At 60.5% G+C, this 14,309-nt stretch carries 12 protein-coding genes, 2 tRNA genes and 3 other RNA genes; 8 read left to right on the top strand and 9 right to left on the bottom strand.

The features are described 5' to 3' along the window. Positions 1-34 precede the first annotated feature (34 nt). Together pip and dksA are read right to left on the bottom strand one after the other, a co-directional pair. Entirely contained in the window at positions 35-988 is a 954-nt protein-coding gene (gene pip / locus EKL15_RS03850; RefSeq protein WP_203088838.1) for a prolyl aminopeptidase, read from the bottom strand. Between the two features lie 195 nt (positions 989-1,183). Next, complete coding sequence (dksA, locus tag EKL15_RS03845) at positions 1,184-1,609, bottom strand: RNA polymerase-binding protein DksA (RefSeq protein ID WP_033653830.1); 426 nt, start codon at positions 1,607-1,609, stop codon at positions 1,184-1,186. A 424-nt stretch (positions 1,610-2,033) separates the two neighbouring features. Between dksA and exoX the strand changes: the two genes are divergently transcribed. Continuing rightward, entirely contained in the window at positions 2,034-2,702 is a 669-nt protein-coding gene (exoX, locus tag EKL15_RS03840) for an exodeoxyribonuclease X (RefSeq protein ID WP_180548403.1), read from the top strand. Positions 2,703-2,739: 37 nt separating this feature from the next. On the opposite strand, the gene EKL15_RS03835 is transcribed toward exoX, so the two are convergent. From EKL15_RS03835 to EKL15_RS03810, 6 genes are all read right to left on the bottom strand, one after another. Continuing rightward, positions 2,740-4,773 carry a S9 family peptidase gene (locus tag EKL15_RS03835; protein ID WP_203088836.1) on the bottom strand — a complete coding sequence of 678 codons (2,034 nt, stop codon included), beginning with the start codon at positions 4,771-4,773 and terminating at the stop codon, positions 2,740-2,742. Between the two features lie 68 nt (positions 4,774-4,841). After that, complete coding sequence (locus EKL15_RS03830; RefSeq protein WP_060440713.1) at positions 4,842-5,495, bottom strand: tellurite resistance TerB family protein; 654 nt, start codon at positions 5,493-5,495, stop codon at positions 4,842-4,844. A gap of 158 nt (positions 5,496-5,653) precedes the next feature. Further along, positions 5,654-6,232, bottom strand: a complete 579-nt coding sequence (locus EKL15_RS03825; protein WP_203088835.1) for a molecular chaperone — start codon at positions 6,230-6,232, stop codon at positions 5,654-5,656. Between the two features lie 42 nt (positions 6,233-6,274). Beyond that, positions 6,275-7,012, bottom strand: coding sequence for a phosphatase (locus EKL15_RS03820; protein ID WP_060442897.1), 738 nt, complete (start codon positions 7,010-7,012; stop codon positions 6,275-6,277). 90 nt (positions 7,013-7,102) lie between these two features. Continuing rightward, positions 7,103-8,044 carry a glyoxylate/hydroxypyruvate reductase GhrA gene (gene ghrA, locus EKL15_RS03815; RefSeq protein WP_060419491.1) on the bottom strand — a complete coding sequence of 314 codons (942 nt, stop codon included), beginning with the start codon at positions 8,042-8,044 and terminating at the stop codon, positions 7,103-7,105. 126 nt (positions 8,045-8,170) lie between these two features. After that, the gene (locus EKL15_RS03810) at positions 8,171-9,637 is read right to left on the bottom strand and encodes a peptide MFS transporter (RefSeq protein ID WP_049202801.1); all 1,467 of its coding nucleotides are present in this window, start codon (positions 9,635-9,637) and stop codon (positions 8,171-8,173) included. 447 nt (positions 9,638-10,084) lie between these two features. Here EKL15_RS03810 and EKL15_RS03805 point away from each other — a divergent pair. From EKL15_RS03805 to EKL15_RS03780, 6 genes are all read left to right on the top strand, one after another. Continuing rightward, positions 10,085-10,174, top strand: a tRNA-Ser gene (locus EKL15_RS03805). Positions 10,175-10,952: 778 nt separating this feature from the next. Further along, positions 10,953-11,042, top strand: a tRNA-Ser gene (locus tag EKL15_RS03800). Between the two features lie 47 nt (positions 11,043-11,089). Further along, positions 11,090-11,209, top strand: a non-coding RNA gene (locus EKL15_RS03795) — RtT sRNA. 46 nt (positions 11,210-11,255) lie between these two features. After that, positions 11,256-11,375: non-coding RNA, RtT sRNA (locus EKL15_RS03790), on the top strand. Between the two features lie 46 nt (positions 11,376-11,421). Continuing rightward, positions 11,422-11,541: non-coding RNA, RtT sRNA (locus EKL15_RS03785), on the top strand. Between the two features lie 146 nt (positions 11,542-11,687). Then, complete coding sequence (locus tag EKL15_RS03780) at positions 11,688-12,383, top strand: hypothetical protein (protein WP_142109692.1); 696 nt, start codon at positions 11,688-11,690, stop codon at positions 12,381-12,383. A gap of 69 nt (positions 12,384-12,452) precedes the next feature. Here EKL15_RS03780 and EKL15_RS03775 read toward each other — a convergent pair whose 3' ends face one another. Continuing rightward, the gene (locus EKL15_RS03775) at positions 12,453-12,809 is read right to left on the bottom strand and encodes a helix-turn-helix domain-containing protein (RefSeq protein ID WP_004928813.1); all 357 of its coding nucleotides are present in this window, start codon (positions 12,807-12,809) and stop codon (positions 12,453-12,455) included. A gap of 295 nt (positions 12,810-13,104) precedes the next feature. Here EKL15_RS03775 and sdeA point away from each other — a divergent pair, with 295 nt between their 5' ends. Continuing rightward, on the top strand, positions 13,105-14,292 hold the full coding sequence (gene sdeA, locus EKL15_RS03770) for a multidrug efflux RND transporter periplasmic adaptor subunit SdeA (protein ID WP_203088834.1): 1,188 nt from the start codon (positions 13,105-13,107) through the stop codon (positions 14,290-14,292). The last annotated feature ends 17 nt before the right edge of the window (positions 14,293-14,309 follow it).

The following is a 14,309-nucleotide window of genomic DNA, read 5'->3' as shown; positions in this document are numbered from 1 at the left end:
AAAAAAACCCCGCCGTAACGGCGGGTTTTTTACGTCACTTGCTGGCGAACCGGTCGGTGGCGATCATCAGTTGGTGCAAGATGCCCGGCTCATCAAACGAATGCCCCGCCCCTTCCACGATATGCAACTCCGCTTCCGGCCAGGCCTTAGCCAGATCCCAGGCGTTCTGCACCTGGCAGGCCATGTCATAGCGGCCGTGGACGATCACCGCCGGAATATGGCGGATTAGCGGCACGTTGCGCAGCAGCTGGTCATCGCTCTCCAGGAAGCCCAGGTGGGTGAAATAGTGGTTTTCAATGCGGGCGAACGCCAGGGCGAAATCATCCTCGCCGAACGAAGCGGATTCGCGGCTCGGCAACAGCGTCACCGTTTCCCCTTCCCACACGCTCCACAGCTTGGCCGCTTCGAGCTGCACCTGCGGATCGGCCGAAGTCAGCCGCTGCCGGTAGGCGGCGATCACGTCTTTACGCTCTTCATCCGACAGAATGGACAGCACGCGCGCCCATTTGTCCGGGAAGAAGCGTGACGCGCCGTCCTGGTAATACCAAAGCAGTTCCTGCTTACGCAGGGTGAAGATGCCGCGCAGCACCATTTCACTGACGCGCTCCGGGTGGGTCTGCGCATAGGCGAGCGCCAGCGTCGATCCCCAGGAACCGCCGAACACCAGCCATTGATCGACGCCGGCCATGTCGCGCAGCCGCTCGATATCGGCCACCAAATGCCAGGTGGTGTTGTTGTCCAGGCTGGCGTGCGGACGGGAGCGGCCACAGCCGCGCTGATCAAACAGCAGCACCTTGTAGCGTTCCGGATCGAACAGCTGACGATGATGCGGGGAGATGCCGCCGCCCGGCCCGCCGTGAATGAAGACCGCCGGTTTACCGTTCGGGTTGCCGCTCAGCTCCCAGTAGATCCGGTGGCCATCCCCAGTGTCCAGCCAACCGCTGTCGTATGCTGCTAACGGCGGGTACAAACCTCGTAATTGTTCCATGGCGCTTTCCGTCTCTCTGTGAGTCATGCTTTCATCAAAGCGGAAGCCGCCCGGCAGGTCAACGGTAAAACCCGAAAACTCGAACGCGCGCCGAGAACTCGGCGCGCGTTTGCTCAAAATCACAACGACCTGCCTGCAAAATGCCCACAGGTCCGATCGGTTGAGGGGCACATTCGCCCCCCCGGCGGGACTCAATTAGCCACCTTTGCGCATATGCGGCTCACGCATCTCCTGTGCGGTTTTCGCCTCGATGCTCAGCTCCGCCGTCGGGCGCAGCAGCAGGCGCGCCAGCCCGATAGGTTCGCCGGTTTCCCGGCAGTAGCCGTACTCGCCGTTCTGCAATCGCGCCAGCGCCGCGTCGATTTTCGGCAGCAGGCGGCTTTCGCGATCCAACTGGCGGAACAGCAGGCGCAGATCCTCTTCGCGCGCCGCCTTGTCGGCTTCATCGCCCGTCGCTTCACCGCCGTCGATCTCTTTTTTCAGCTCATCGATGTGCAGCAGCAACTTTTGCCGCTCGTCCTGCAACAGTTGGCGGAAAAACGCCCGTTGAACCGAGTTCATATAATCAGAATCCGGCATGGCCAGCAGTTGCTGCGCATCCGGTAACGTCATGACTGTCATTGCGCTCTCCCAACACCAAAGGTGTAACATTATAACATAATATTTATTTTTAGCACCCGGTCATCCAAAAACAAAATTTCATGCACAAACAGCCGGTTAACCTAAACCTGCACTTTGCCGCTTGCATCCTCTTGGCTTTAGGCGGTTAATGGCTGAGCAAGCCACCCAATCATAGGTAACGAGAGGCCATCATGAGTAAGGGAATGGATAGCAAAAAGAATGCGAAGAAGAAGCCGTTGAAAACCCCAGCTGAGAAACGTGCGGAGAAACGCGCCAAAAAAGCGCATCCGTCTGGTGAGTAAGCGTCCTTCCATCCGTCATTAAACCCGCCAAGGCGGGTTTTTTATTGCCTGTAGTGAGGGTGCGGTTGGCACGGCCGCCTGTGCCGGTTAAGCTGAGGGCTGACGGCAACGCGGAGGAAAACATGACGTTACGCGTAATAGATACCGAGACCTGCGGGCTGGACGGCGGCGTGGTGGAAGTGGCCTCCCTCGATCTGCTCGACGGTCAATTGGCCAACCCGATGAGCGATCTGGTCAGCCCGGATCGCCCCATCAGCCTCGACGCGATGGCGATTCATCACATCACCGAGCAAATGGTGGAAGGCAAACCGCGCATCGCGGTGGCGATCGGCCGCTATCAGGGCAGCCCCTACTACGTGGCGCACAACGCCGCTTTCGATCGCGGCGTGCTGCCGGAGATGAACGGCGCCTGGATCTGTACCCTCAAGCTGGCGCGCACGCTGTATCCGGACATCAAGTACGGCAACCAGTATCTGCGCTATGCGCTGAACCTGGATGTGCAGCTACCGGCAGACGCCACGCTGTACCCGCACCGCGCGCTGTATGACTGCTATGTCACCGCCGCGCTGCTGCAACGCATCATCAAGGATTCGGGCTGGACGCCGGAGCAAATGGTGCAGATCACCGAACAACCGGTGCTGCTGAAGAAGTTCAAATTCGGCAAGTATCGCGGGCAGGAGATCGATCGCATCGCCCAGGAAGATCCCGGCTATCTGCGCTGGATGCTGAAATCCATCGACGATCTGAGCCCGGACATGAAGCACACGCTGAAATACTATCTGATTGGCTAACACGGCGGGCGGCACAGAGGCCGCCCGCCGAATACCGTTACTCCGCCAGCGCCAGAATGAAGGCGTACTCCAGCGCAATATCCTCATAGGCCTTGAAGCGCCCGGACTTGCCGCCGTGGCCGGCATCCATGTCGGTATACAGCAGCAGCTGCCGATCGTCGGTTTTCAGCTCGCGCAGCTTGGCCACCCACTTGGCCGGCTCCCAATACTGCACCTGCGAATCGTGCAGGCCGGTGGTCACCAGCAGATGCGGGTATGCCTGCGCCTTCACCTGATCGTACGGGCTGTACTGCTTGATGTAGTCGTAATAGGCCTGCTCGTTCGGGTTACCCCACTCGTCGTATTCGCCGGTGGTCAGCGGGATCGACTCGTCCAACATGGTGGTCACCACGTCGACGAACGGCACCTGTGCCACCACGCCGTGGAACAGCTGCGGCGCCTGGTTGATTACCGCCCCCATCAGCAGGCCGCCGGCGCTGCCGCCCATGGCGAACACCCGCTTGCCGTCGCCGTATCCCTGGGCGACCAGCGTTTCAGTCACGTCGATAAAATCGTTGAAGGTGTTCTGCTTATTGAACAGCTTGCCGTCTTCATACCACAGCTGCCCCAGCTCGCCGCCGCCGCGAATGTGCGCCAGCACGAACACGAAACCGCGATCGAGCAGGCTCAGGCGGCTGGCGCTGAACGCCGGATCCATGCTGCTGCCGTAGGAGCCGTAGCCGTACACCATCAGCGGGTTGGCGCCGCGCTGGAAGCGGTCCTGGCTATACACCAGCGATACCGGCACCTCGACACCGTCGCGCGCCTTCACCCACACCCGCTCGCTGCGGTAATTTTCCGGCGTGAAGTTCTTCACTTCCTGCTGTTTGAGCATCGTCCGCTCGCCGCTGTCCATGTTCAGCTCGTACAGCGTGGTCGGGGTGGTCATCGACGAATAGCCGTAGCGCAGCAGCGCGGTCTCCGGATCCGGGTTATACGCCAGCCAGGTGGTGTAAGTCGGATCGTCGAAGGCGATGCGCTTCTCTTCGCCAGTCTGCCAGTGGATCTGGCGCAGCAGCGTCAGGCCGGCGCTGCGCTCCTCCACCACCAGCCAGTCGCGGAACAGGCTGAAGCCCTCCAGCATCACGTCGGCGCGCGGGGCGATCAGCGTCTGCCACTGCGCTTCGTCCGCCTGTTCGCTTTGGTACAGGCCGAAGTTCTTGCCGTCCTTGTTGGAGCGGATGTAGAAATGCTGGTGATAGTGATCGATGGCGTACTCATGATCCTTGCGGCGCGGCACGAACAGCTGCGGCTTGGCGTCCGCACGATCGGCGTCCAGCAGCAGGATCTCCGAGGTGGTGGTGCTGCTCAGGTGGATCAGGATAAAGCGCTCAGAGGTGGTCTTCTCCAGCCCGACGTAGAAAGTATCGTCCCGCTCTTCGTAAATCAGCTCGTCCTGCTGCGGATCGCTGCCCACCACGTGGCGATAGACCTGATACGGCAACAGCGTCTTGGCGTGCTTGCGCACGTAGTACACCGTCGAGGAGTCGTTGGCCCACTCGAAGCTGCCGGAGGTGTTCTCCAGCACTTCGTCCGCCCAGCTGCCGTCGGCCAGGTTCTTGAAGCGAATGTCATACTGGCGGCGCGACAGGAAATCCTCCGCCACCCCCAGCCGCTGGTTGTCGGGGCTGACGTCCAGCCCGGCCAGGGTGTAAAACTCGTGGTTCTCGGCGCGCTGGTTGCCGTCGATAAGCACTTCCCAGTGCTCACTCTCGGCCTGCGGCTGGCGCACGGAAATCGCGTATTCGTTGCCCGGCTCATAGCGCGTCTGATAGCGATAGCCGTGGCGCACGTAAGGCACCGAATGTTCCTGCTGCGGAATGCGCGCCACCATCTCTTCGTACAGGGTTTCGCGCAGCGCCTGCTGCGGTTTCAGCATCGCATCGGTGTAGGCGTTCTCCGCCTGCAGGTAGTCCAGCACCTGGCGGTCTGCGCGCTCGTCGTCGCGCAGCCAGTAATAGTCATCCACGCGCGTGTCGCCGTGGATGGTGATGGGATAAGGGCGTTTTTCCGCTTTCGGTGGGGTCATCATTGCTAAATCATCCGCTTACATAGATTGCGGCAAGAGTGACACGATTCCCCCCGGCTTGCCAAGCGGCGCTATGCCAGCTCGCGTTTTTTCTCGTTGACGTCGCTCTCGATGCCCTGCTTGACGTCCGCCGGGATCTTCAGCGCCTGCGCCAGCGCATCGAGGTAGCCGCGCTCCATAAAGTGGTCGACGTCGATCACCAGGCAGCTCAGATAGTAAACCTCCAGCGCCTCGTCTTCGTTTTGCACGCTGCGGGCGATCAATTCCGGGTTGAGCGGCTGATCGAGCGCTTCCTGCACCCAGCTCTGCGCCTCCTCCCCCACCTGCAGCTGCGCCAGGCTGTGATCGATGGCGCGCTGCTCGTCGGCATCGATATGGCCGTCGCTCTTGGCGGCGAACACCAGCGCCTGCACCAGGCGTTTGGCGCGCAGATCCACCGGGGTGGTTTGCAAACCGAACTGCGGTTCGCCCTGATGGGTCTCCTTCACCCGCTGCTTGTACTTGTTCCACAACACCGCGCCCACCGCCGCGCTGCCGCCGACGATCAGCGCATTCTTGCCGAACTTGCCCACCAGCTTGCGCGAGGATTTGTTGGCCAACAGCACGCCGACCAGGCCGCCCAGCGCCGTGGGCGCCAGCAGCTTGCCGATGCCTTCTGCTCCGCCCATCGCGCCGGCCTTCTGCCCGATCAACGTTTGAATCTGCTGCATCCAGTTACTTTTCATCATCTACCCCTTGCGTGAAAAAGCGCGGCGCGCAGGCGCGGCCGAACCGACGGTAAACCGCCAGATTAGGGGATCTTTTGTCAATTTACGTCTGGGGGATGCAAACCTGTGTTTAGCGGATCGGCGGGCCGGGCGGCCCGCCGGGATAAGCTGCGGCGTTACGCTTCTTCGTCGCCCGCTTCGTCGTCCTGCTCGTACTCCGCCAGCTCGTCGCGCATCGCCTGGATGGCGTCGCGGGTCATCAGCGCCAGCGTGCGGTAGAAAGCGGTGGTGGCGTGCGCTTCCACTTTGCCGAGGAAGCGGCCGCACCACGGCAGCAGGAACTCGTCGAACAGGACGATCTGCGCCTGCGCTTCATCTTCCTGCGACTGATCTTCCAGCCAGGACGCTGCCAGCAGCAGCTGGCCGAAATGGTCGGCCGGCGCCTCCGCCAGCGGCATGCCGCGCTGCTGCAGGAAGGTGCGCACTTCCGCCTCGCTGGCGCCTTCAACGTAGTCGGATCGGAACGGCGACACGCTGCATTCGCTGCCGACGAACATCGCGTTGAAGTCGGTCGCCAGCTGGTTGACGTCGCAGCCCTGCTGCAGGCGCTTCAGCAGGTCATCCTGCTCCAGCGGCCAGTGCTGCTGCAGCTTGCCTTCTTTGATCAGCGCGAACAGCGGCACCAGCAGCGGATCCTGCGGCTGACGGTAGAACAGCGTACCCAGCACGCGGCAGACAATGGAAAACTCATTCATGATAATGCCTTATACAATACGGAAAATTTTGCCGGGACGATGTCACAAATCGGCCAATTCCGCAATCGCCGGCTTGCCGCGCCGCTCGAGAAAGTCCAGCAACCGGCGCGGGCTAACGTTGAGAATGCGCTCCTGCGGGAAGCCCACCTCGTCGATAATGCGCTCGCAGTGCTCAAAGTTACCCAGCGAAAAGGCGACGTGCGAATCCGAGCCCAGCGCCAGCCAGCCGCCGGCATCGCGCACCGCGGCGGCGATCGCCCGGCAGTTGGCCTCGCTGCCCTTGCGGGAATGGGTGAACGACGAGTTATTCAGCTCCAGCGCCACCTCGTATTTGGCCGCCGCCGCCGCGACGGCGGGAATGTCGATCGGGTAGCGCGGGTTGCCGGGGTGGCTGATGATATGCACGTCCCCCTGCGCCATTGCGGCGATCATCGCTTCAGTATTGGACGCTTTATCCTGTGGCGCAAACACCGGCTCATGGAAACCGGCGATGATCACGTCGGTGGCGGCCAACATCGGGCCGGTGCAGTCGATGTCGCCCTGCAGGTTTTTGATGTTGGCTTCGATGCCGCGCAAAATGCCCACGCCGTTCACCAGGCGCGGCCACACGTGCATGTTCATAAAGTGCCAGTAGTGAGGCGCATCGGCCATGTCCGGGCCGTGATCGGTGATGGCGAACAGCTTGATGCCCTTCTGCTGGGCTTCGGCGATGTAATCGTGCAGCGTGCTGTAGGCGTGGGTGCTGGCGACGGTGTGCATATGCAAATCAACGGGGTACATTGTTTCTCCTTCCAGAGGGCCCGCCCGCAAAGGTACGGACAGGCGCGATGACGATAACAGCTTATCAGTTACCGAACGGCGGCTGAAGGATCAGTACCCCCGCTGCCTGTCGACCACGCCGGCCGGGGCATGCCCCGCCTCCAGCGCGCGAATGTTGGCGGCGATCTGATCCATCGCCTGCTGCGGCAACGTGATGGCAGCAATATGCGGGGTAATGGTGACACGCGGATGACGCCAGAACGGGTGATCCTGCGGCAGCGGCTCGCGGGCGAACACGTCCAGCGTGGCGGCGGCCAGTTGCCCCTGCTCCAGCGCTGCCAGCAGATCGGCCTCCACCAGATGCGCGCCGCGCGCGATGTTGATGAGATAGGCGCCCGTGCTCAACTGCGCGAACAGCTCGCGGTTGAGGATGCCGACGGTCTCCGGCGTATTGGGCAGCAGGTTGATCACCAATTTGACGCCGTCGAGGAAGGCCGCGCGCTGCGCCTCCCCGGCGAAGCTTTGCACGCCATCTATCTGTTTGGCGCTGCGGCTCCAGCAGCGCACGCTAAAGCCAAACTCGGTCAGCTTGCGCGCCACGCTCTGCCCCAGCACGCCGGCGCCGAGGATGCCGATGGTAAAATCATCCAGCGAGTGCGGATCGAGCGGCTGCCACTCCTGCCGCTGCTGCAGCGCCTGATACTCGTCGAAACGGCGGAAATAGCGCAGCACATAGCTCAACGCATATTCCTGCATCTGCTGCGCCATGCCGGTATCCTCCAGCCGCAGCAGCGGCACGCCAGCAGGCAGCGTGCCGGGGTGTTTGCGCTCCTGATCGAGGATCGCGTCAACGCCGGCGCCGAGGGCGAACACCGCTTTCAGATCGCGGCGGTTGGCCAGCATTTCGTGCGGCGGGCGCCACACCAGCGCGTAATCGGCCGGCCGCTCGTCGCCACGCTGCCACTCGCGGATCTCGGCCTGCGGCAGGCGTTGCTTGATGCCGGCCAGCCATTCCTGGGCGTTAAACAAGGGGTGGTAATAAATGATGTTCATACTGCGGGCTCCCGTTTGTTTTTATTGGTTTTCCTCCAGCCTTCCGCGATTCGCCGCCGGATGCAAGCGTTAAAGCCCAAAATAAAAACAGCCCCGACCAGTGGGGCTGTTGTGCATGTTAGCGAATCAGGCGGCGGACGGGCCGTCGCGCCGGATAAGGCGCCGCAGCAGCGGAATTAAAATCAGCATCGCCACGCCAACGCCCGTCGCCCCCCAGCCCAGCGCGCTGAAGATTTCGCTGTAGCCGGGGTTGGTTTGCAGCGGCGTGCTGCCGCTGTTTTCCGGCATCAGGCCGGAGACGTAGCCCGCCAGCACCGAGGCGACGCCGGTCACCATCATCCAGCAGCCCATCATCACGCCCTGATAGCGCGGCGGCGCCAGCTTGCCGATCATGGCGTAGCCGATCGGCGAGATCATCAATTCACCGACGCTTTGCAGCACATAGCTGATAACGATCCATTTGAATGCCACCAGCCCGTCGCCGCCCGCCATGCTGATACCCAGCGGCAGCACCAGCATGCCCAAGCCGATGCAGAACAGCGATCCGGAGAACTGCAGCGGAATGTCGATGTTGCAACCGCGAGCGCGCAGGCGGTTGAACCACCAGGCCAGCAGCGGGCCGCCCACCACGATCACCAGCGTGTTGATGTTCTGGATCCACTGCGGCGCCACCTGAATGCCGTAAACGTTCAGGTTGATGTTGTGCTCGGAGAACAGCATCAGCCCCATCGGTGCCAGCTGGTACAGCGCCCAAAACACCAGCGAGCCCAGCGCCAGGATCAGATAGGCCGCCATTCTGCGGCGCTCATCGCGCGGGTGGTGGCGCAGCGTCACCACGCACAGCATCAGGAAGATCAGCGCGCCGAGCACGATCACGAAGTGGCCGCTGAACTCGGCATGGGTCAGCATCACGCGGATAATCGGCACCAGCGCCACCAGCACCGCCAGCCCGACCAGCATGCGCCAACGGTATTGGCTGCGGCTGGCGTCATGCAGCGGGGTATTGAGATCCGCCAGAATGCGCCAGCGGCAGACAGCGACGATGATCGCCGCCGCGTTGCCCAGCGTGGCGAACAGGAACAGCGCGCGGTAGTTTTCCGTCAGTTGGAAATACCCGGCGACGGTAAAGCCGACGAAGAACCCGAGGTTCATACCGGCGTAGTTCCACAGGAACGCCGATTCGCGCCGATCATCGTCCGGCTTGAAACGCTGGGTGAGCATCATATTGATGCAGGTGACGTTGAGGCCGCTGCCGGTCAGGAACATCGCCAGCCCCCAGTACAGCCCCCACACGCCCGCGACGGCAATCAGCGCGCAGCCGATCACCTGCAGCACCATACCGAGCACGAACAGGTTGCGGTTGCTGAGGAATCGGCCGCCGAGGTAACCGCCGAACATGTGCAGGCCATAGTTGAAGGCGCCGAATACGCCCATCATGGCGTTGGCGCTGCTTTCGTTAAAGCCCAGCCGCTTGGTGGCGTACAGCACCAGCGTAGAGTAAAGCACGGCGAAGCCGAGCGTGGCGAAGATCTGGATGAAGAACAGCGCCCCCGCACCGGGGGGAATGGCATGGCGCGCTTGCGGCGCCGGCATGGCATCTGAAGGAGTCAAAACGAACCTCTACTGCATTATTATGTAATGAGTCTGTCCCTGTCTGCGATATCGCCGGCCTGTCACCCGGCAATCTGCGCGGCGTCGTGATATTCCTTGCCAAAAACGCCGCGCCGACATGATTCCATTTAGCGACACATCTGACTAATAATCCAGTATTAATGCATATAACAGCAAACAACCCAACCTCATTGGCGACATATTGAGCTATCTGTACAGAAAAAGGTCAAACAATCGTCTTTCATGGATTCCAACCGCTGCCTGCCCTGCCCGCCGGCGGCCGCGAGTGGGAATATCGTTCGGTAAATCAGCAAATTGCTGCAAGTTTGGCTAAACAGTCATGAGAATGAAATAAGAGAGTTGACGCTGAGATCAGATTCTCCTACATTAGCGCCCGTCGACAGCGCAACGCGTTTTCGACAACAAAACGGTGAGGTGTCTGAGTGGCTGAAGGAGCACGCCTGGAAAGTGTGTATACGCGAAAGTGTATCGAGGGTTCGAACCCCTCTCTCACCGCCAAATTTAAAAAAAAGCCTGGATTCGCGTCCAGGTTTTTTTTTGCATGGTGCACCGTCGAGAGGGGCGAGAAGCCTCGACAGGGTTCGACAAAACGCCTGCGTTTTGGACCGCCAACGGCGGCCCGCAGGGTGAGCGCAGCGAATCAAGCCCTCTCTCACCGCCAAATTCAAAGAGAAAGCCTGGATTCACGTCCAGGCTTTTTTTTGCATGGTGCACCGTCGAGAGGGGCGAGAAGCCTCGACAGGGTTCGACAAAACGCCTGCGTTTTGGACCGCCAACGGCGGCCCGCAGGGTGAGCGCAGCGAATCAAGCCCTCTCTCACCGCCAAATTTAAAAAAAAAGCCTGGATTCGCGTCCAGGCTTTTTTTTGCATGGTGCACCGCCGAGAGGGGCGAGAAGCCTCGACAGGGTTCGACAAAACGCCTGCGTTTTGGACCGCCAACGGCGGCCCGCAGGGTGAGCGCAGCGAATCAAGCCCTCTCTCACCGCCAAATTCAAAGAGAAAGCCTGGATTCGCTTCCAGGCTTTTTTTTGCATGGTGCACTGCGCATCTCCCCCCTCTGCGACCGCGATTCTCATTTCCGCCGGTTATCCACGAACCTTACCGCTGATTTTCTCGCCCATTCATGACATCTGCCCTGCCGTTCGCCGCAGTTTTCAGCAAAGTGCGCACGGTTTGAGCGGACGAACAAAAACACAGAAATTATTCTTGACCGGATCGGCCCCACTCCCTATAGTAGCGCCCCGTTGCAGCGATGATTTCGCAACAAAAAAATATGGTGAGGTGTCCGAGTGGCTGAAGGAGCACGCCTGGAAAGTGTGTATACGCGAAAGTGTATCGAGGGTTCGAATCCCTCCCTCACCGCCATATTCTAACGAGAAAGCCTGAGCGAAAGTTCAGGCTTTTTTGTTTGCATAACGCACCGACCGGGAGGGTGAGAACCCTCGACAGGGTTCGACAAAACGCCTGCGTTTTGGACCGCCAACGGCGGCCCGCAGGGTGAGCGCAGCGAATCAATCCCTCCCTCACCGCCATATTCTACGAAGAAGCCTGAACTCACGTTCAGGCTTTTTTGTATGCATAGCGCACCGACCGGGAGGGTGAGAACCCTCGACAGGGTTCGACAAAACGCTTGCGTTTTGGACCGCCAACGGCGGCCCGCAGGGTGAGCGCAGCGAATCAATCCCTCCCTCACCGCCATATTCTACGAAGAAGCCTGAACTCACGTTCGGGCTTTTTTGTTTGCATAGCGCACCGACCGGGAGGGTGAGAGCCCTCGACAGGGTTCGACAAAACGCCTGCGTTTTGGACCGCCAACGGCGGCCCGCAGGGTGAGCGCAGCGAATCTATCCCTCCCTCACCGTCATATTCTACGAAGAAGCCTGAACTCGCGTTCGGGCTTTTTTGTTTGCATAGTGCACCGGCGCAGAGAGCGCCCCCTCGACAGCGGCATAAGCTGTCGATCATAATACCCTCATATAGGTAGGCCAATGCGTAATGCAAGGGAGAAACGTGGCGCGTAAGAAGAAAGGCAATGCCCCGCGGCCAAAGACAGGCCCCGTTAAAGAAAAATCGAATAACCGTTTAGCGAAAGTATCGGCATTTTTGGTAGGCTCGGGGATTCTCGTGGCGATATTGGGCGCCGCCTATCAGTACTTCGCCGGCAGCGTTTCATTAGCTTTCGTTCAATCCGTCGGAAGAGCCTATGAGTTCCAACTGACAAACGACACGCCTTCGGATCGTACCGTAAAATCCTTCCGCATCGTTCCCCCCGACGTCCAGCAAGTGATCTACAAAGTCACCGAGGATGTGTATGCCACCCGCGATGAAAAAGGGCAGATTACCTTGCCGGGCGGCAACCAGAGCTATGTTCCCGCCGCAGAATTTAAAGAGCTTGATGGCCAGCGCCTATCCGCGAACTCCTCATTCAAGTTTCGCGTGCCGCCACTTTCCAATCGCACCTGGATGGCGCCGGAGGCGGCCATCGTCGATATTCGTTATGAAATCGACTCGTCAAACCCTGTACTTGCCGCTATTGAAGGCATATTTGACGTCCTTGGTTTCCACTCCCGCCAGCATACCGTTCGCTACCTGGTCATTGAAAACTACTGGACGCCTTCTCGTTCAAACTCCCTCAACGAGGCGATTCGCATATTCTGCCGCGACAGCGACACGGTGGCGAAGTCAGGCAGTTGCGACAACTTTTGAATCCCCACGGGTAAAGACAAAAAAGCCCGAACGCAAATTCAGGCTTTTTTATCCCCACTGCCCAACCGCTCAGTGGTGCGTGCGCCCCATGGACGCCGGCTGTGCCAACGCGCGGCGCCAGTCGCCCGGCGTTTGGCCAAACTGGCGTTTGAAGCTGCGGTTGAACGACTGCTGTGAGTCGAAGCCGAGCGAAATCGCCACGCTGACGATAGGCTCGCCGCTGTTGGCCAGGCGCTCCGCCGACACTTTCAGTTTTTGCATGCGGATATACTCCCCCAGCGCGTAGCCGGTCTGGCGCTTGAACATGCGCTGCAGATGCCATTTGGAATACCCCGCGCGGTCCGCCACGGTGTTGATATCCAGTTTCTCTTCCAGATTGTTGTCGATCCACGCCTTCAAATCGGTAATAAAGCCCGTAGTGTTCATGCTGATGCTCCCATCATTCGGCAGGGTCACCCTCTGCCCGATGCACATACGTTGCAACAGTTTCGCTTTAAATGCAATTTTTATTATTGCATTTACCAGAAAGCCGCCACTATACTCCACCCAATTAATGTAACCGATATTGATACATTAATGTGACACCAATGTGTTTCAAAACCTAACGCTGCGCCGCTGCTGGGCGCAGCCGCCCCCTCGCCGCACGCCGGCGCATGGGCGAATCCCGGAGAACAGGGCCGGGTATGGGGCCTGACCGCGCTTACTTATCGGAATAAAAATAATGGCAAATCAACCAAACTCATCGTTCAACGCCGGCGGCCGCACGCGCGCCGTCGCTCTGGGCCAGCGGCTCTCCGGGGTGGCGCTGCTGGCCACCCTACTCGCCGGGTGCGACAACAGCGTCGCGCATAACGCCCCGCCACCGCCGCCGGTGGTCAGCGCCGCCAGCGTGGTGGTCAAGCCCATCAGCCAATGGGATGCCTTCAACGGCCGGGTCGAAGCGGTGCAAAGCGTGCAGCTGCGCCCACGGGTCTCCGGCTACATCGAGCGGGTCAACTACACCGAAGGCGACGAGGTGAAGAAAGGCCAGGTGCTGTTCACCATCGACGATCGCACCTACCGCGCCGCGCGCGAACAGGCGCAGGCCGAGCTGGTGCGGGCACGCAACCAAGCCGCCCTGGCGCGCAGCGAATCCTCGCGCACCGAGAAACTGATCGGCACTCAGGCCATCTCTCAGGAAGTTTGGGAGCAGCGCCGGTCGTCCGCCGCGCAGGCGCAAAGCAACGTGCTGGCGGCACAGGCCCAGCTCGACATGGCGCAGCTGAATCTCGACTTTACCCGCGTTACCGCGCCGATTGACGGGCGCGCCAGCCGCGCAATGATCACCGCCGGCAACCTGGTCACCACCGGCGACAGCGCCAGCGTGCTGACGACGCTGGTGTCCCTCGACAAGGTCTACGTCTATTTCGACGTGGATGAAGCCACCTTCCTGCGCTATCAGCAGCAGGGCCGGCACGACGCGCGCCTGCCGGTGAAAGTCGGCCTGGTGGGCGAAGACGGCACCCCGCATCAGGGGCTGGTGGATTTCACCGATAACCAGCTGAACGCCGGGACCGGCACCATCCGCATGCGCGCCCTGCTCGACAACCGCGATCGCCGCTTCACGCCGGGGCTGTTCGCCCGGGTACAGATGCCCGGCAGCGCCGAGTTCAACGCCATGCTGATCGACGATAAAGCGGTGATGACCGACCAGAACCGCAAGTTCGTTTACATCGTCGATAAAGACGGCAAGGCGCAGCGCCGCGACATCGACGTGGGCCGCATGGCCGAAGGGTTACGCATCGTGCAGAAAGGGTTGGCAAACGGCGATCGGGTGATCGTCGACGGCATGCAGAAAGTGTTTATGCCGGGCATGCCGGTCGACGCGAAAGCCGTCGCCATGAACCCTATCGCCTCCGCACTTAACTAAGCTCCCAGCAGAGACTT

Origin of the sequence: Serratia sp. 4542 (genome assembly GCF_016805595.1) — a bacterium.
GTDB classification, from domain to species: Bacteria; Pseudomonadota; Gammaproteobacteria; order Enterobacterales; family Enterobacteriaceae; genus Serratia; species Serratia nevei.
Note: the sequence above shows the minus strand (reverse complement) of the source record. Positions and strands in the feature narration are given on the sequence as shown.

Coding starts and splice junctions, on each gene's coding strand:
- EKL15_RS03810 (WP_049202801.1), bottom strand. CDS start 9,637: ATGCCGGCGCCGCAAGCGCGCCATGCCATTCCCCCCGGTGCGGGGGCG.
- exoX (WP_180548403.1), top strand. CDS start 2,034: ATGACGTTACGCGTAATAGATACCGAGACCTGCGGGCTGGACGGCGGC.
- sdeA (WP_203088834.1), top strand. CDS start 13,105: ATGGCAAATCAACCAAACTCATCGTTCAACGCCGGCGGCCGCACGCGC.
- dksA (WP_033653830.1), bottom strand. CDS start 1,609: ATGACAGTCATGACGTTACCGGATGCGCAGCAACTGCTGGCCATGCCG.
- ghrA (WP_060419491.1), bottom strand. CDS start 8,044: ATGAACATCATTTATTACCACCCCTTGTTTAACGCCCAGGAATGGCTG.
- EKL15_RS03835 (WP_203088836.1), bottom strand. CDS start 4,773: ATGATGACCCCACCGAAAGCGGAAAAACGCCCTTATCCCATCACCATC.
- pip (WP_203088838.1), bottom strand. CDS start 988: ATGGAACAATTACGAGGTTTGTACCCGCCGTTAGCAGCATACGACAGC.
- EKL15_RS03825 (WP_203088835.1), bottom strand. CDS start 6,232: ATGAATGAGTTTTCCATTGTCTGCCGCGTGCTGGGTACGCTGTTCTAC.
- EKL15_RS03820 (WP_060442897.1), bottom strand. CDS start 7,012: ATGTACCCCGTTGATTTGCATATGCACACCGTCGCCAGCACCCACGCC.
- EKL15_RS03830 (WP_060440713.1), bottom strand. CDS start 5,495: ATGAAAAGTAACTGGATGCAGCAGATTCAAACGTTGATCGGGCAGAAG.
- EKL15_RS03775 (WP_004928813.1), bottom strand. CDS start 12,809: ATGAACACTACGGGCTTTATTACCGATTTGAAGGCGTGGATCGACAAC.